Origin of the sequence: Pseudomonas sp. NPDC089401, assembly GCF_044749485.1 — a bacterium.
GTDB lineage: Bacteria > Pseudomonadota > Gammaproteobacteria > Pseudomonadales > Pseudomonadaceae > Aquipseudomonas.
The window spans coordinates 509106-526337 of sequence record NZ_JBIVIA010000002.1; the positions used below are offsets into that span (position 1 = coordinate 509106).

At 61.6% G+C, this 17232-nt stretch carries 15 protein-coding genes; 8 read left to right on the forward strand and 7 right to left on the reverse strand.

The features are described from left to right. The first annotated feature begins 230 nt into the window (after positions 1 to 230). Positions 231 to 854 carry a hypothetical protein gene (locus ACIP21_RS06515; RefSeq protein ID WP_400685881.1) on the forward strand — a complete coding sequence of 208 codons (624 nt, stop codon included), beginning with the start codon at positions 231 to 233 and terminating at the stop codon, positions 852 to 854. On the opposite strand, the gene ACIP21_RS06520 is transcribed toward ACIP21_RS06515, so the two are convergent. Then, positions 846 to 1763 (reverse strand): LysR substrate-binding domain-containing protein, encoded by a 918-nt coding sequence (locus ACIP21_RS06520; RefSeq protein ID WP_400685342.1) that lies wholly within the window; start codon positions 1761 to 1763, stop codon positions 846 to 848. The genes ACIP21_RS06515 and ACIP21_RS06520 overlap by 9 nt on opposite strands. A gap of 182 nt (positions 1764 to 1945) precedes the next feature. On the opposite strand from ACIP21_RS06520, the gene aspA reads away from it, so the two are divergent. Beyond that, complete coding sequence (aspA, locus tag ACIP21_RS06525; protein WP_400685345.1) at positions 1946 to 3370, forward strand: aspartate ammonia-lyase; 1425 nt, start codon at positions 1946 to 1948, stop codon at positions 3368 to 3370. Positions 3371 to 3460: 90 nt separating this feature from the next. Here the strand turns inward: aspA and ACIP21_RS06530 are convergent, their stop codons facing one another. From ACIP21_RS06530 to tssI, 5 genes are read right to left on the reverse strand one after another with little or no spacing between them, the layout of a single operon-like run. Next, positions 3461 to 5653 carry a lipase family protein gene (locus ACIP21_RS06530; protein WP_400685348.1) on the reverse strand — a complete coding sequence of 731 codons (2193 nt, stop codon included), beginning with the start codon at positions 5651 to 5653 and terminating at the stop codon, positions 3461 to 3463. A 6-nt stretch (positions 5654 to 5659) separates the two neighbouring features. Then, on the reverse strand, positions 5660 to 6433 hold the full coding sequence (locus tag ACIP21_RS06535; RefSeq protein ID WP_400685351.1) for a hypothetical protein: 774 nt from the start codon (positions 6431 to 6433) through the stop codon (positions 5660 to 5662). Between the two features lie 57 nt (positions 6434 to 6490). Beyond that, positions 6491 to 7273, reverse strand: coding sequence for a hypothetical protein (locus ACIP21_RS06540; protein ID WP_400685353.1), 783 nt, complete (start codon positions 7271 to 7273; stop codon positions 6491 to 6493). A gap of 1 nt (position 7274) precedes the next feature. Beyond that, entirely contained in the window at positions 7275 to 8099 is an 825-nt protein-coding gene (locus tag ACIP21_RS06545) for a DUF4123 domain-containing protein (RefSeq protein ID WP_400685356.1), read from the reverse strand. Beyond that, positions 8096 to 10168, reverse strand: a complete 2073-nt coding sequence (gene tssI, locus ACIP21_RS06550) for a type VI secretion system tip protein TssI/VgrG (RefSeq protein ID WP_400685359.1) — start codon at positions 10166 to 10168, stop codon at positions 8096 to 8098. The genes ACIP21_RS06545 and tssI overlap by 4 nt, the downstream gene beginning before the upstream one ends. A gap of 196 nt (positions 10169 to 10364) precedes the next feature. Between tssI and ACIP21_RS06555 the strand changes: the two genes are divergently transcribed. The 3 genes from ACIP21_RS06555 to ACIP21_RS06565 all read left to right on the forward strand — a co-directional run bounded on the left by ACIP21_RS06555 (position 10365) and on the right by ACIP21_RS06565 (position 13712). Then, the gene (locus ACIP21_RS06555; RefSeq protein WP_400685362.1) at positions 10365 to 11357 is read left to right on the forward strand and encodes an AraC family transcriptional regulator; all 993 of its coding nucleotides are present in this window, start codon (positions 10365 to 10367) and stop codon (positions 11355 to 11357) included. Positions 11358 to 11565: 208 nt separating this feature from the next. Then, positions 11566 to 12606, forward strand: coding sequence for a histone deacetylase family protein (locus ACIP21_RS06560; RefSeq protein WP_400685365.1), 1041 nt, complete (start codon positions 11566 to 11568; stop codon positions 12604 to 12606). Positions 12607 to 12608: 2 nt separating this feature from the next. Beyond that, a complete protein-coding gene (locus ACIP21_RS06565) occupies positions 12609 to 13712 on the forward strand; it encodes an extracellular solute-binding protein (RefSeq protein WP_400685368.1) in 1104 nt (367 codons plus the stop codon). Positions 13713 to 13792: 80 nt separating this feature from the next. Here ACIP21_RS06565 and ACIP21_RS06570 read toward each other — a convergent pair whose 3' ends face one another. Continuing rightward, the gene (locus ACIP21_RS06570; protein WP_400685371.1) at positions 13793 to 15331 is read right to left on the reverse strand and encodes a PLP-dependent aminotransferase family protein; all 1539 of its coding nucleotides are present in this window, start codon (positions 15329 to 15331) and stop codon (positions 13793 to 13795) included. Between the two features lie 90 nt (positions 15332 to 15421). On the opposite strand from ACIP21_RS06570, the gene ACIP21_RS06575 reads away from it, so the two are divergent. The 3 genes from ACIP21_RS06575 to ACIP21_RS06585 are packed head-to-tail and all read left to right on the forward strand — an operon-like array spanning position 15422 to position 17187. Then, positions 15422 to 16051 carry an FMN-binding negative transcriptional regulator gene (locus tag ACIP21_RS06575; RefSeq protein ID WP_400685374.1) on the forward strand — a complete coding sequence of 210 codons (630 nt, stop codon included), beginning with the start codon at positions 15422 to 15424 and terminating at the stop codon, positions 16049 to 16051. 12 nt (positions 16052 to 16063) lie between these two features. Next, positions 16064 to 16510 (forward strand): GNAT family N-acetyltransferase, encoded by a 447-nt coding sequence (locus ACIP21_RS06580; RefSeq protein ID WP_400685376.1) that lies wholly within the window; start codon positions 16064 to 16066, stop codon positions 16508 to 16510. 5 nt (positions 16511 to 16515) lie between these two features. Continuing rightward, positions 16516 to 17187, forward strand: coding sequence for a GNAT family N-acetyltransferase (locus ACIP21_RS06585; protein WP_400685379.1), 672 nt, complete (start codon positions 16516 to 16518; stop codon positions 17185 to 17187). Positions 17188 to 17232: the final 45 nt, after the last annotated feature.

The following is a 17232-nucleotide window of genomic DNA, read 5'->3' on the forward strand; positions in this document are numbered from 1 at the left end:
AGCAACAAGCCACGCAGGTGAACCGGCGTGGCTTGTCATACGAATTCTGAATCGACCCAGTTGGCCGAAGGCGCAGGATTGTAGCGTATTTCGGAGCGTGTCGCCCACCCCTGCAAGCACATGCCAGATCAAAGGGCAAGTTGTCTCCCGGGACAATTTTTCCGGGTGCCCTGGACATCATGCAAACAGGACTCTGGTACTCCCACTCTCCAGCATTTCGGTAAATGACCATGAAAAAACATCGCTTATTCATGCTCTCGTCAGGCCTGTTACTTTGCCTGCAACTACCAAGTGTCTACGCAGCAAAATCGCTTACCGTCACAGTGTATGCCCACGACGACCTGGCCACCCTGAGTGATGCACAGCTGAACACGGATTACTTTCAGCACTGGCTGGATGAAATGCGTACTTTCACCCAACATCCCATCGAAGTCATTTTTCGGCGCAAGGTGCCAGGCATAACCGACATCGCTTACGCGGACATGTCCTCCAATCGACTGCTCGATCAGTTTACTCGTGAATTACTCCTCCAGGACCAGCGCCCCTTCTCATTCATGAACAAAAACATGTTGATGACGCGCAACAGCTACGATCGCAGTGGCTTCAACTACAACGCCGGCCTCGCCTACCTGAAGCAGAATACGGCGATCGCTTCATTAGCGGCTTATAGTGCCCCAGCGCACGAAATAGGCCATATGCTGGGTGCTACACACGAAGATGCCGAACTGAAATTCAATGGTTGGTTCTGCGAGACCTACACTCATCCCCGCGTACCTGTGCGGTCCAACTGCTACCGTTACAGTGACAAAAACCGCACCCACATCGCTGACTATATTAAGTACAACTCAAAGTGATGCGTCACCTGGTGCGCCAGACGACTCCAACTTGCGCCACAACAGCCGCACGTTGGCCTTGCGCACCAGGGCGCAGCGGTACAGGCGGATCTCCAACGGCACATGCCATTGGCTGCCACCGCAGATCGCCAGTTCGCCACGCTCCAGCTCGCCGCGCATCGACAGGCGCGGCACCCAGGCGATGCCCATGCCCTCCAGCGCCATGCTCTTGAGGCTGTCGGCCATGGCCGTTTCATACACCGTGGTGTAGCGCAGGTTGCGCTGGCGCAGCAGCAGGCTCACCGAACGGCCGAGGAAGGCACCGGCGGTATAGGCCAGCAACGGCACGCTGGCGTCGCCTTCGAGGTCGTACAACGGCTTGCCGTCGGCGTCCACTGCGCACACCGGGAGCATTTCGGTGTCACCCATGTGCAGCGACGGGAAGATCTCGGCGTCCATCTGCAAGGCCGCGTCGGGGTCATAGAACGCCAGCATCAGGTCGCAGCCACCTTCCCTCAATGCATGCACTGCGTCTCCGACGTTGGTCGCAACCAGGCGGGTGGCGATGTTCAAACCGTCGTTGCGCAACTGCGCCACCCATCGGGGGAAAAAGCCCGATGCCAGGGAGTGCGCCGCAGCCACCTGGACCACCTCGCCCTGCCCGCCTTCCAGGTGATGCAAATGGCGAAGAACTTCGCTCAACTGGTCGACAACGGTGCGCGCGGTGACGAGAAACAGCTGCCCGGCCTCGGTCAGTTCGATCGGCGTGCGGGAACGGTTCACCAGGGTCAGGCCCAAGGCCGCTTCCAGGCTGCGGATGCGCCGGCTGAAGGCCGGCTGGGTGACGAAACGCCGCTCCGCCGCCTGGGAAAAACTGCGCGTGGAGGCCAGGGCACTGAAGTCCTCCAGCCACTTGCTTTCGAGGTTCATGAAGCAGATCTCCCGGCGCGCACCAAAATGGAACACGCTCGAATGTCAATTGGCGTCACATGAAACACTATGCCGTTTGTGCATAGGTTAGCGTGCAACAGCATTGGCCGCAAAATCGGCTTCAGGCCTAGGATTGGCGCCATTCCGGCATGTGCCGGGTCAAAATCGAGATGATATCCATCATGTCCTCCGCTGCATCGTTCCGCGTCGAAAAAGATCTGCTTGGTACCCTTGAAGTTCCTGCCGATGCCTACTACGGCATCCAGACCCTGCGCGCTGCCAACAACTTCCATCTCTCCGGTGTTCCGCTGTCGCACTACCCGAAGCTGGTCGTGGCCCTGGCCATGGTCAAGCAGGCCGCTGCCGACGCCAACCGTGAGCTGGGGCACCTGAGCGATGCCAAGCACGCCGCCATCAGCGCCGCCTGCGGCCGCCTGATCAAAGGTGATTTCCACGAGCAGTTCGTGGTGGACATGATTCAGGGTGGTGCTGGCACTTCCACCAACATGAACGCGAACGAAGTCATCGCCAACGTCGCACTGGAGGCCATGGGCCACCAGAAGGGTGAGTACCAGTACCTGCACCCCAACAACGACGTGAACATGGCGCAGTCGACCAACGACGCCTACCCGACCGCCATCCGCCTGGGCCTGCTGCTGGGCCACGACGCCCTGCTGGCCAGCCTCGACAGCCTGATCCAGGCCTTCGCTGCCAAGGGTAAAGAATTCGACCACGTACTGAAGATGGGCCGTACCCAGCTGCAGGACGCCGTGCCGATGACCCTGGGCCAGGAATTCCGCGCCTTCGCCACCACCATGACCGAAGACCTGCAGCGCCTGCGCTCGCTGGCCCCGGAACTGCTGACCGAAATCAACCTGGGCGGCACCGCCATCGGTACCGGCATCAACGCCGACCCGGGCTATCAGATGCTGGCAGTCCAGCGCCTGGCCACCATCAGCGGCCAGCCGCTGGTCCCGGCTGCCGACCTGATCGAAGCCACCTCCGACATGGGCGCCTTCGTGCTGTTCTCCGGCATGCTCAAGCGCACTGCGGTGAAGCTGTCGAAGATCTGCAACGACCTGCGCCTGCTGTCCAGCGGCCCACGCACCGGCATCAACGAGATCAACCTGCCGGCGCGCCAGCCAGGCAGCTCGATCATGCCAGGCAAGGTCAACCCGGTTATCCCTGAGGCCGTCAACCAGGTGGCCTTCGCGATCATGGGCAACGACCTGGCCCTGACCGTCGCCGCCGAAGGTGGCCAGTTGCAGCTGAACGTGATGGAGCCGCTGATCGCCTACAAGATCTTCGACTCGATCCGCCTGCTCCAGCGCGCCATGGACATGCTGCGCGAGCACTGCATCGTCGGCATCACCGCCAACGAACAACGCTGCCGTGAACTGGTCGAGCACTCGATCGGCCTGGTCACCGCCCTGAACCCTTACATCGGCTACGAAAACGCCACCCGTATCGCCCGCGTTGCCCTGGAAACCGGCCGCGGCGTACTGGAACTGGTGCGTGAAGAGAAGCTGCTGGACGACGCGATGCTCGACGACATCCTGCGCCCGGAAAACATGATCGCCCCGCGTCTGGTTCCGCTGAAGGCGTAACCCAGACCGCTGCAAACAGTCTCACCAGGTCGAGGGACTAGACACCTCTCAACCTTTCAAAGGCCCGAGCGCACGCTTTGGGCCTTTTTTTTATACGAGATTCAGCGGATCGGTCGGGTCGTCGGCCGCGTCGAGGATGGCGAGGATCTCGTCGTAGGTCACCACTTTGATGGGTGGCTCGATGGGCCGAAGTTCGGCGGGCGCCATGGCCAGTTGTTCCTCGCGGTTGTTCCCGTCATGGGCGTGCCAACGGGCCAGGAGCGTTTCGAGTTCGGGGTGGGTGGCGAGCGAGCCGTAGACTTCGGCGGCGGTGACGTTGGTGTCGGCGAGTGCCGTGAGGCGTGCCAGCGTGGCTTCGAGTCGGCGGCGTTCTTCGTTCAGCATTTGCAGCCGGTTCTCATGCTGACGGCGGTGAGGGTCTGCCTGCTTCAGCGAAGCCTGCAGACGCTGAATCTGCTCATCGAGCGATACCAGCAGGGTGCGGACCAATGACAGCTCACGGCGGGTTATCGGCGGCGAGCCAGCCCGCAGCGCCTCCTGATGACGACGCAACGCGGCCCAGCACGCAGGTACATAAGCCACCATGAAATGGTCGTTGGTCCTGAACAGCTGGTCCATCAACGCCATGCGCTCGGGCAGGCCTTGCTCTTGGCGTAGCATGCGACTGCACAGGGCCTGCTCGGTGATGGAGGCGCAGCCAGGGGTCCACAGCACGGCGGATTGGCGACCTGGCTCGAACGGGATGCTCATGAAATGGCGCAGCTTGCCGTGGTGGGCGTAGTCATCGGCCAGTTCGAAGCCGAGGCTGGTGAGGACGGTTTTTACGCCCAAGGGGGCCCTCAGGCTGGATTGGGCGAGGTCTTGCCGGACTTTTTCGAAGGGGCGGTGCATCCAGGTGGCGGGGACACTGGGGACCGGGTCGTTGTCATTGACGATGCGGTGGTGGACCAGGTCGGCGGCGCCTTGCATGAAGGTGGTATCGCCGGCGCGGGGAGCGCCGAAGGTGTAGAGCTGGATGTTGAGGTCTTGCCTTTTGCGGCGAAGCATTTCTGCCAGCAGAAGTGCGACTGCACCGCCCAGGCTGTGGCCGCAGATGATGATTTGTTGGTTCGTGTAGAACTTCGCCATGTAGTTATCTACAAATGAAAGTGCTTCTTTGGCGGACTCATAAAATCCCCTATGAACTCTTCCCTCCCCCTCATCGAATTTCACCTGAAGCGCATCCGCATCCCGAAGCGCATCTGCCATGAACTCGCTGGTGCCTCGGACCGATATCAGAATCTGATCAAGTGTGTGAACAGCAAATGCTTGGGTATCTGTTGCGTTGAACCCACCACGGTCATCAAGGAAATGAATATTCGCCGGATGCTCTTGGTCAGCCCCTCGCTCCGGATCGTTGGCGGTATACAACTGGGGATCGAATGGCGCGACCTCCCATCTTTTGGAATAGCGAACCTCTTCATAAATGGGGTAGAAAGGTTGCTTCAACTTGTTATCGACCTCCCAGACCTGCCTGAACGAACTCAACGACTCGCCGAACCAGTTACCGATGGTAGGTAAATGTGGGAAGCTGACGGCTGTAGCCCTGACAGGATGCCCGCTCGGATCTTGCCCGAACTGCGAATAGCTCAATGTGGCCATAAGCGCCAGCTGGTACATGTTCAGAACACAGAATGCAGGGTCTTTCGAAAGCACCAATCGCAAGGCACGCATGGGACGTACTTCCAGCACCGTATGTCGATTAGGCCTTAGACACACACCATGAGCACCATGACCACGCATGAGTTTCCTGGCATGTTCTTCCGGAGGGAAATGAGATTTTGTAGCAGGCGGCAGATGACAGGTGTACCGAACGAGGTCGCTGACTTCTACTTGGAGGAAGTGGTCTGCTATAGATTGAGCAGGGTTGTCCAATGTTCGTGCACCATCTGAATTTTTAAACGATGTATCTTCTGCACGCACCTGCAACTCTGTGAGTTTCAGCGGGTAGTTGTCGCGACTAGTCAACCAAGTATAAAGCTTATTTCCACCACGGTAGTCTGTGGCCACGCTTACAACCAAACCACCACTGTAGTGGACGGGGACGACGCCATGCCCATTGGTGTCCAGTACACCTTGGTAGACGATCCCCTCTCTATCGACTGCCTCATAAATCAGACCCGCATACGACTCCCCTTTCCCGAACTCATCGACTAGCTGAAAGCTGGCCCGACAGTCTTGTACTGGGCAGGTAAATATCTTGGTGTTGAGAGGAGAGGACAGTTCACCATACAGCTTTTCCATAGAGTCTTACTCCTCGCATCCCGGATAGATGGTGCAAATTTCGCCGTATGGCCCTGTGTAATAGCTAAAATCCGAAGTGTTCCCCCGGCAAAAACCGTAGGGGTCTTCGAAGCCATCCCCCAGGCATCTTTTCCATCCATTAGGGAACTCAATCCAAGTATCTTTGACACCTGGCTTTTCCTTATCTAGCAAGCGGATGCTCATTTTTATTGTTTTCCCCGGCAACTGGTCACGGGCGTAAATCGCGGACGGCTTCCCTTTGCCTCGCTCACCTCGCTCCAAATCTTTCCTGCACTCAATATATTTTGTAAGACTTCGATACTTCCCTGACGTTTTGAAGACCCAATAACACTCGCCATAAAACTCGCTTTCGTCTTTTGAATTAAATATTCTTTTGTGTTTATCCTCAAGCTCCGTACGAAACATCAACCCCGCGCGATCATAGGTCTGCCCCATCCCAACATCCGTCCACCGCGCGAATATTTTTATGTCAATATCATCGACCACCATCCGACAACCCTTGATTATAGTTTTTATATTTATTTTTATTTCCGACCTATACTCTCCCAACCAGGGTCGATTATGTTCCGGCATGGTTCGTCGCCAATCCTTAATATTGCAGTCAGTCCCTGGCTCCGGCACATAATACACACCTGCCCAATAAGAAAATCCCGGCGGCAACTCGCCAACTAACGTGAACGTATTCGGCTGCCATTCGGAGCAACTGGCCTGTAGCAATAAAAATACCACAAGAGCCAATCGTTTTATCCACGTAATCATTTCACTAATCCCTCGGTCAGTTTGCGCAGTCCATTACATTTATTGAAAGCCTAAAAATCATTCCCTACAGCCCGGATGAATACTGCAAATTTCGCCATTCGGACCGGTGAAATCACTAAAATTCGAAACATCTCCGTTGCAGTAGCCATAGGTGTCTTCGTAACCAATCCCCATGCACCTCTTCCATCCATTGGGAAATTTGACCCATTTATTTTGCTCAGTGGGTTGTTCCTCTTCATTCAGGCGTATATTCATTTTTATGGTTTTTCCTCGCAGCTGATCGATGGTATAAACGGCATACACCATTCCCTCGCCGGACTCTCCACGATCAGTATCCTGCTGGCAGCTCAATTTTTTAATTAGCTTGCGGTCTTTGCCCGCCGTTCTAAACATCCAGCGGCACTCTCCATAGAACGTATCTTCATCATTTCCTTTAAGCGTACGCTTATGCTTGCCTTGATAATACGAGTAGATATCCAAAGCTGCGGCCACATCGCTATCCGTTCGATCTACTGGTGTAGCGTCAGACCATCGGGCGTAGATTCTTATTTCGACTGCATCTAGCACCATCTGACAACCCTTCATGTGGGTGCTGATATCAATCTTAATTTCCGCCTCATATTCCCCTCGCCAAGGCCGGTTATATTCCGGCATCGACCATCGCCAGTCCTTGACCGTACATTCGGCATCTAGTTTTGGCACATAAAGCGCACGCGCCGAGTAAGAAAAATTCGGAGGCAATTCACCCACCAGCGTGAATGTATTCGGCTGCCAATCAGAACAACTGACTTGGAACAATGCAGCCGCCACCACCATTCCTCGTTTTCCCCAATGCCTCATTTCACGTTCTCCCTTGCTCTAATGGCGCAATCCGTCGCATCCGCTGAAAATGTGCCTCGGGCGTTTCTTCCGGCCATCGCGCCCAGTCCTCTCCAACCCTGAATCCCGGCGCACGGAGACTGCTGAGCAACAAAAACGCCAGCTGCTCAGACCTATCCCACCCCCAAGCGCTAGCCTGTTCCAACCGCCGCTTGAGCCAGACTTCATGGTCCTGTTCACCCGCCAGCGCCAGGTAACGCTCGTAGTCATGCCGCACCAGATACCGGTCGGCATTCACCAGCAACGTCACCTCGGCGGCCGGCGCCGGCACACGAAGCCAGGCCGGCTCGGAGGGCACGGGGTAGCTGCCCGGCGCCGGGTTATCCACAACCTGCCAAGCGTCCAGGTGCCAATAACAGAGGCTGATGGTCGGCCCGAGATATGCAGGCAATGCCGCAGGCCCCAGCGCACCCAAGGCCCGCCCCAGCACGCGGTTGTCGTGAAAACGGTACAGCCCCTGCCCGACCATCAGCCGCGCCCGCCAATGGCTGACCCAGCCTTCCCAATCGCCTGACGCCAGGCTGGCCAGCCAGCCCCAATGCGTCTGCGGCGCCGCAAGATCCGCCTCGGCCAGGCGCAGTTCGACATCCCCCACCAGAAAGCCGACCGGGCCAGCCCCGGCCAGCTGGCCTGCCGGTGTCTGGCTGTACAACGCGCTCCAGCGGTCGCTGCCCAGCGCCGCCATCAGGGCATTGCGGGTGCGCGCCTCGCCATCGAGCAGTAACACGACCTCGCGCCCCAAGGCACGCTGTGCGGCCACCCACCGCCACGGGTTATGGCCACTCATGCTGCACCTCCCAGCGGCAGGCACTGCCCATTGGTACAGGCCTCGCAGAGCGGGCAGTAGTCCTGGTCGGCCTGCTTGCTCGCCAGGAGCAGCGCCAACATCACCGGCGCCACCACCTTGGGCAGCGCGGCAGGCCCCTGGCTGCTCACCAGTTCCGGCGGCAATGGCGCTGCCGCCTGACTCGGCGCGGGCGCACCGCCAATCTGGATCGGACTGCTGGCGAAGATCCCCGCGCTGTTCACCAGCAGATGCTGCCCACCCACTTTCAGGGTGATGCTCGCACCGCCCTCCACCACCACTTCACCATCGGCCGAAAGCTGCACCTGGCGCCCGGCATGCTGCACCAGCACCGTGCCGACGCGGGTCTGGCTACCCTGCTCGACCAACAAATGGTCATTGCCACGCAGCAGTACCTTGCGTTCGCCGCCGACCGTATGCTGCTCATCACCCTCGAAAGTGACCTGGCTATCGCCCTGCACACACAGCTGGCGATGGTTGCCGACCGCCACGTGGCTGTCATGCCCGACCCGCTGCTCGAAATCGCGCTGGGCGCGCAAGTAGAGCAGTTCGTCGCCGGCCCGGTCCTCCATGGCCAGCTCGTTGTAACCGCCACCGCCGCCCAGGCTGCGGCTGCGTAGCACGGTGCGTGACTTGAATTCGGGCAGCGGATAAGGCGGTGTGTGCAGGCTGTCGGGCAGGCAACCGCTGACCACCGGCTGATCCGGGTCGTCGTCGAGGAAGCTGACCACCACTTCCATACCGACCCGCGGCAGGGTCAGCGCCCCGTGGCGGTCACCCGCCCAGCCCGACATCACCCGCAACCAGCAACTGCTGTGCTCGTCGCCCTGGCCATGGCGGTCCCAATGGAACTGCACCTTCACCCGGCCGAGTTCGTCGCAGTACACCTCCTCGCCCGCCGGGCCGATCACCCGCGCCGTCTGGCAACCCGGCAGGCGTGGCCGGCTCCGGGGCCTGGCCGGGCGGAAGAAGGTGTCCCACGGGGTGGCGCTGAACTGATTGGCGTAGCGAGGCTGTGACGGTTCGGCCGGCGCCGTATCAAGGTTTTCCTCCAGCACCTGGGGCTGATTGCCTTCGTGCTGCACGCCGGTCAGCAGCCACAGGTCGTTCCACTCTTCACGGGGGTGGCCGGCAAGCTGCATGAGGTGGCCACTGACCAGGCGCGGCACGTCGCTGGTGCCTTCAGCCTGACGGTGGCCGATACGCTCACGTTCCAGCGCACGCCTGCCGAGCTGGCTGCCGCGCTGCGGCTCAGCAGCCTGACGCAGGCCACCGGGGTAGTCGTAGTACTCGATATCGGGAACCAGGTGCGGGCTGGTGTGCTTGCTGGGGTAGGCCAGCACCACCGCCGCCTTGCGCATGTCATGGTCGCGCAGCTCCACACGGCTGACGCTGGTCTGCAGCGCCACACCGAAACGGCTGATCACCGGCTCGTCAGCCACCAGGCCGGCCTCCGGAACGAAGGCAATGGCGCCCTCCAGGCGCGGAAAGTGCGACTGGTGGTCGGCGAATACCACGCTGTGGCCGCCAGGCGAATGCAGGAAGTGGTAGTGAATCCCCTCCTCCTGACACAGGCGCTCGATGAAGGCCAGGTCGCTTTCACCGTATTGCACGCAATAGCGCCTCGGCGCCGATGGCTCGGCCAGGCGGAACTGGCAGGCCTGGCCGAGGATGCCGTGCTCGCCCAGCAACTGGCCGATGATCTGCGCCACGCTGCGGTGCTGGAAGATCCGCTGGTTACGGCCCAGGCCCAGGCGCGTCATCTGGGGTTCGAGCCGAGCGTGGTAATGGCACAGGCGCGTGCCGATGGCACCCTGTCGCAGGCGGGAAATCACGCCGTGGATGCCGTTGCCGCACTCGTCGAAAGCGAGAAACGCCGGCTGGTTCAGCAGCCGTTCCAGCGGCAGGCTGGAGTTCTCGCTGATCAGGTCGATATCGAAACGGTAGGTCGTGCTGATCCCTTCGCGGCCCTTGAAGGCGGACACCTGAAGATCATTGGGCATGGCGTTCACGTCAAAGCGTAAACGCGCCTCGGGGGGTGTATTGAACATCCTTTGTCCTTTTAGGAAACTTGCCACCGCTGTAAAGCGGTAAAGCCTGAAACCTAACAAGGACACTGAAAGCATGGTTGTAGGAAGCTTCCGCAACCAATGTAGTACTGGTCTAATTCAACTCATTCGACGTTGATCAAGATAAAAGGCACGCTAATTGCTCCACAATACGCCCAGCCCATTGGGATGACCGAGCATGCTGCACAGCCACCTGACCACCCTCAACGCCGTTTCGCTGATCCTTAACCTGTTCCGCGAGGAAGGTTGCGAGGCCGCGACGTTGCTCGCCGGCAGCGGCATAGGCCCGGCCGACCTGGGCCATAGCGACGCGCGCATCACCACCCAGCAAGAACTGCAGGTGTGCGCCAACGCGGTGGCCCGGCGCGAAGAGATCGGCCTGGAACTGGGCCGACGCATGCACGTGTCGTGCTACGGCATGCTCGGTTACGCCCTGCTCTCCAGTGCCACTTTGGGTGACGCGCTGCGCCTGGCCCTGCACTATCCGGCACTCCTGGGAACAGTGTTCAAGTTAAACCTGATCGACGATGGCCAACGGGTCTGGTTCAGCGCCAGCAACTACCACGACGCACCAGCGTTGGCGGCCTTCAATGCCGAGTTCTGCCTGGTGTCGCTGAAGGTCATCTGCGACGACCTGCTCGGCCGCCCGCTGCCGCTGCTCGGCGCGCGCTTCGAACATGCCCGCCCCGGCTACCACGCGCTCTATACCCGTGCATTCCAGTGCCCACTGGCGTTCGAGGCCCAAGACAACGCCTTTGCCTTCGAGCGCCGCTGGCTGGACATGCCACTGCCACTGGCCGACCCGATCACCCACAAGGCCATGGGCGAGCGTTGCCGGCGCCTGAACCTGGAGTTCACCGGGCGCCAGGCCTGGCTCGGGCGGATTCGCCAGTTGCTGTTGCAGCAGCTGGAGGCGGCGCCGGGGCTGGAAGGGTTGGCGCGGCAGATGAACTGCTCGTCGCGGACCTTGCGCCGGCACCTGCAGGCGCTGGGCAGCAGTTATCAACAGCTGCTGGACGAACTGCGCTTCGAGCGGGCCAAGCAGCTGCTGGCTGATGAGCAGATGCCGATCTACCGGATTGCCGAGACGCTGGGGTTCAGCGAGACGGCCAGTTTTCGGCATGCCTTTCAGCGCTGGAGCGGCGTAGCACCCAGCCACTTCCGCGGTTGACCTGTGCCGGCCTCTTCGCGGGTAAACCCGCTCCCACAGAGGCGAGTGCGATCCCTGTGGGAGCGGGTTTACCCGCGAAGAGGCCGGCACAGGATAACCCGGCCACCCAGCTTGGCCACATCGATCCCCTTTTGGCCGTTTGCGTCGTTCTCTGCCACCGGGCCGCCCGTGAAAATGGGCCTACGCCAGTCCCTCCGGAGAACAACAAATGCTGACGATCTATTCCGATGATCACCGCCTGCATCACGGCCGCTGCGAGCTGATCGACGGTAAGCTGATGCCTTGCTTCGAAATGCCCTCGCGCGCCGACCACGTCCTCGAGCAAGTGAAAAAGCGCAACCTCGGTGACGTCCAGGGCCCGACCGATTTCGGCCGCGCCCCGCTGCAACGCATCCACAGCGCCGACTACCTGGACTTCTTCCAGGGCGCCTGGGGGCGCTGGGCGGCCCTCGGCCACGACGGCGACCTGCTGCCCTTCACCTGGCCGGCGCGCACCCTGCGCCAGGTCAAGCCGACCGGCCTGCACGGCGAACTGGGCTACTACAGCTTCGACGCCGGCGCGCCGATCACCGCCGGCACCTGGCAAGCCGCCTACAGCGCAGCGCAGGTCGCCCTCACCGCCCAGGCCGCGATCCAGCAAGGTGCCCATTCGGCCTTCGCCCTGTGCCGCCCACCAGGGCACCACGCCGCTGCCGAAGTCATGGGTGGCTACTGCTACCTGAACAACGCCGCGATCGCCGCCCAGGCCTTCCTCGACCAGGGCCGCGCCAAGGTGGCGATCCTCGACGTCGACTACCACCACGGCAACGGCACCCAGGACATCTTCTACCAGCGCGGCGACGTGTTCTTCGCCTCGATCCACGGCGACCCGCAGGCCGAATTCCCGTTCTTCCTCGGCTATGCCGACGAAACCGGCGAAGGCGCGGGTGTTGGCTGCAACATCAACTACCCCTTGCCCGCCGGCAGTGACTGGGCCGCCTGGAGCGCCGCCCTGGAAGACGCCTGCCAGCGCATCGCCGCCTATGACGCCGACGTGCTGGTAATTTCCCTGGGGGTGGACACCTTCAAGGACGACCCGATCTCCCAGTTCAAGCTCGACAGCCCGGATTACCTGGCCATGGGCGAGCGCATCGCCCGGCTCGGCAAGCCGACCCTGTTCGTGATGGAAGGTGGCTACGCTGTAGAAGAAATCGGTATCAACGCGGTCAATGTGCTGGAAGGCTTCCAGCGCGCCCAGCCTGGAGCCTGATCATGGTCCGACTCAAGCGTCTGCTCACCCCGTTCATCGCTGCCACCCTGGTCACCGGTGCCCTGCAGGCTCACGCCGAGCAGCGCACCTTGCGTGTGTATAACTGGTTCGATTACATCACCCCGCAGACCTTGAGCGACTTCCAGAAGGACAGTGGCGTCAAGCTGATCTACGACATCTTCGACACCAACGAAGCGCTCGAAGCCAAGTTGCTTACCGGCAACTCCGGCTACGACGTGGTGGTGCCGTCCAACGTATTCCTCGCCAAGCAGATCGAAGCCGGGGTGTTCCAGCCCCTGGACCGCAGCAAGCTGCCGAACTGGCAGCACCTGGACCCGGCGCTGATGAAACTGATCGAGGCCAACGACCCGGGCAACAAGTTCGCCGTGCCGTACATGTACGGCACCATCCTGATCGGCTTCAACCCGGCCAAGGTCAAGGCGGCGCTCGGCGAAAACGCCCCGGTCGACAGCTGGGACCTGATCTTCAAGGAAGAGAACATCGCCAAGCTCAAGCAGTGCGGGGTGGCGCTGCTCGACTCGCCGTCGGAAATCCTGCCGCTGGCCCTGCAGCACCTGGGCCTGCCGCCGAACAGCGACAAACCGGCCGACTACAAGCAGGCCGAAGCGCTGATGCTGAAGATCCGCCCATCCATCACCTACTTCCATTCGTCGAAGTACATGGCCGACATCGCCAATGGCGATATCTGCGTGGCGGTCGGCTACAGCGGCAGCTTCTCGCAGGCGGCCAACCGCGCCCGGGATGCGAAGAACGGCGTGGTGGTGGACATGCGCCTGCCCAAGGAAGGCGCGCCGATCTGGTTCGACATGCTGGCGATCCCCAAGAACGCGGCCAACCCGGAGGATGCCCACGCGTTCATCAACTACCTGCTGCGGCCTGAAGTGATCGCGCCGATCAGCGACTTCGTCGGCTATCCGAACCCGAACAAGGACGCCACCGACAAGGTCAGCCCGGCGATTCGCAACAACCCGAACCTGTACCCGACTGCGGAGGCGATGGCCAAGTTGTATACCCTCAAGCCATTGTCGCGAGAGGCCGAGCGGGCGCGGACGCGGGCCTGGACCCGAATCAAGTCCGGAACCTGAGTCGCTTTCTTCGCGGGTAGACCCGCTCCCACAGGGTCTGCGCCGGACTTGAGGTCGACGCTGTGCCTGTGGAAGCGGGTTCACCCGCGAAGAGGTCGCCAAGCCTTGCGCAATCTCATTAACGCCTCGGCAATCTGCCGCTCCGGCACCGCCGCAAACCCTAGCACCAGCCCCGCCCGCTTATCCACAGGCACCTCGCTGTCCTCCAGCCAGTAGCCACTCAGCGGATTCACTTCAACCCCCACCGCCTCAGCCCTGGCCACCAGCTCCTGCTCCCGCGCAAAGTTATCCACATCCACCTTGACATGCAGCCCCGCCGCCACCTCCGGCATCGCAGCCAACCCAGGGATATCCACCGGCCAGCCCGCCTTCAGCACATTACGCCGGCTCAACGCGGCCTTGCGCATGCGCCGGATATGCCGCTGGAAATGCCCCCGGGCCATGAACTCGGCCATCACGCACTGGCTCCCCACCTCGGAATGCCGCATCGCCAGTGCCCGCCCCTGGCTGAACGCCTGCACCAACTGCGGCGGCAGCACCAGGTAACCCAGGCGCAATGCCGGGAATGCGATCTTGCCGAACGTGCCGACATACAGCACCCGCCCCTGGCGATCCAGCGCCGCCAACGGGGCCAGGGGCGCACCGCTGTAGCGGTATTCGCCGTCGTAGTCGTCCTCGATGACCCAGCCATCGTTGCGCTCGGCCCAGGCCAGCAGGGCCAGGCGCCGGGCCAGGCTCATGGTCACCCCGGTCGGGTACTGGTGCGCCGGGGTGACATAGGCCAGCCGGCAGCCCTCCACCTGCGCCAGGCGCTGGCAGTCCATGCCTTCTTCGTCCACCGGCACGCCAGTCACCTTGCCGCCGGCCACGGCAAAGGTATGCCCGGCAGCCCTGTAGCCCGGGTTTTCCACAGCCACGCCATCACCCGGCTGCAACAGCAACTGTGCACAAAGGCTTATGGCCTGCTGCGCACCACTGGTGATCACAATTTGTTCAGCGGTACAGCACAGGCCACGCGAGCGCCGCAGGTAGGCGGCGATCAGTTCGCGCAGCACAGGCTCGCCCGCAGGGTCGCCGTAGCCCAGTTGGGCGGGATCGGGGTTGCGCCAGAAACCCGCCTGCAGCTTGGCCCAGACGTCGAAAGGGAACAGATCGAACGCCGGAATCCCGACGCGAAAAGCCCGCGGCGCGCCGCTCTTTGGGGAAGGAAGATGGTTACTTTCCAGTCTTTGCAGCGCCTCGCTGGAACGCCTAAAGCTGGATGAATCCTCAGTATTCTCAGACGAAAATGTGGATAAGTCTGTTGATAAACCCCGGGATAACCCTGTGGACAGTTGTGTGGATAGTTTTGCCAGGCGGCTCACGTAGGTGCCATCACCGACCCGGCTTTCGATGTAGCCCTCGGCATACAGCTGGTCGTAGGCGCGCACCACACTGTTGCGCGAAAGCGCCAGCACGTTCGCCAGGTCGCGCGTGGCCGGCAGCCGTGTGCCACTGCTCAGGCGGCCATCCAGCACCCGCGCGCGCAGGGCCTGGTACAGCTGCTGGCTGAGCCCGCGGCGACGGTCGAGGACGATCCCGGCGGGGTCGAAAGGCAATACGAGGGGGCGCTCGCTCATGGCATTGGACCTGTCAAAACAGTCATCAATGGCTCTTACAACAGACCAATAGCCTGCCTAGGATGGAGCCACTCGGCAAGGAACCTGCGCATGTACAACAGCAAACCCCACCAGGAACACGACCTCGAGCGCCTGCACCAGCACATGCTCGATACCCGCCTGGCCGTGTTGGTCAGCCACGGCGAGCATGGCTTGCTGGCCACCCACCTGCCAGTGCTGGTGGACACCGCCGAAGGCGACTACGGTACTGTCTACGCCCACCTGGCGCGGGCCAATCGCCAATGGCAGGACCTGCAACAAGGCGCCGAAGCACTGCTGGTGTTCCCCGGTGCCGATGCCTATGTCAGCCCCAGCTTCTATCCCAGCAAGGCCGACAACCCCAAGGTGGTGCCAACCTGGAACTACCTGGCCGTACACGCCTACGGCACAGCCGAGGTGATCCATGAGGCCGGTGCCCTGCTGCAGATCGTCAGCCGCCTCACCGACCGCCACGAACAGCACAGCAGCGACCCCTGGAAGGTCGCCGACGCCCCCGCCGACTACCTCGACGGCATGCTCCGCGCCATCGTCGGCATCCGCCTGCCGATCGCCCGCCTGCAAGGCGCGCGCAAGCTCAGCCAGAACCGCTCGGCCGAGGACATCGCCGGCGTACGCAAAGCGCTGGGCGCCAGCAGTGACTACCTGGACAACCAACTGGCGGCGCAGATGCGCCACCTCTGAAGGAAACGCCCCATGCCCAACGTCACCCTGCGCCCCGTCGGCGCCCATGACCACACCGCCTGGCTAGCCCTGTGGCAAGCCTACCTGCGCTTCTACCAGACCGAACTGGCCGAAGACGTCAGCCTCAGCACCTGGCAGCGCCTGCTCGACCCGAACGAACCGACCCACTCGACCCTGGCCTGGGTCGATGGCAAGGCGGTGGGGATGGTCAACTTCATCTACCATCGTTCCAACTGGAGCATCGAGAATTCCTGCTACCTGCAAGACCTCTACGTCGACAGTGCCCAGCGCGGCCTGGGTATCGGCCGCCAGCTGATCGAACACGTGTACGCCACGGCCAAGGCCGACGGCTGCATCAAGGTGCACTGGCTGACCCACGAAACCAACGCCACCGCCATCAGCCTGTACGAGCAGGTTGCCGAGCGCCCGGGCTTCATCCAATTCCGCAAAGGGTTGTAGGCCACATGACTGACGCACTGAACTGGAAAGCCGCCGCACCGCCCAAGGCCGAGCCCATCGACGGTCGCTTCATTCGCCTGGAAAAACTGGACCCCGCGCGCCACGGCGACGACCTCTGGACCGCCCTGCAAGGCCCGGATTCCGACCCGCTGCTGTGGGACTACCTGCCCTATGGCCCCTTCACCGAGCGCGCCGCCTTCGACCGCTGGCTGCAGGGCAACGCCGCCGGCCACGACCCGCTGTACTTCACCGTGATCGACCGCGCCAGCGGCCAGGCCCAGGGCATTCTTTCGCTGATGTCGATCGTGCCTGACCATGGCCGTATCGAGATCGGCCACATCGCCTTCGGCGCCCCGATGCAGCGCACGCCCAAGGGCACCGAGGCCGTCTACCTGCTGGGCAAGCTGGGCTTCGCGCTGGGCAACCGCCGCCTGGAGTGGAAGTGCAACAACGCCAACGCCCGCTCCAAGCGCGCGGCGGAGCGGTTCGGCTTCGTTTTCGAGGGGGTGTTCCGCAAGCACCTGGTGGTGAAGGACCACAACCGCGATACGGCGTGGTATTCGATTACCGATGATGAATGGCCGCAGGTGGCGGCGGGGTTCGAGCGCTGGTTGAGTGAAGCGAACCAGCGGCCGGAGGGCCAGGTGGAAACTCTCGAGGCATGCCGCAACCGCTGAAAGAGTTGTTGATGCAAACGGCCTCTTCGCGGGTAAACCCGCTCC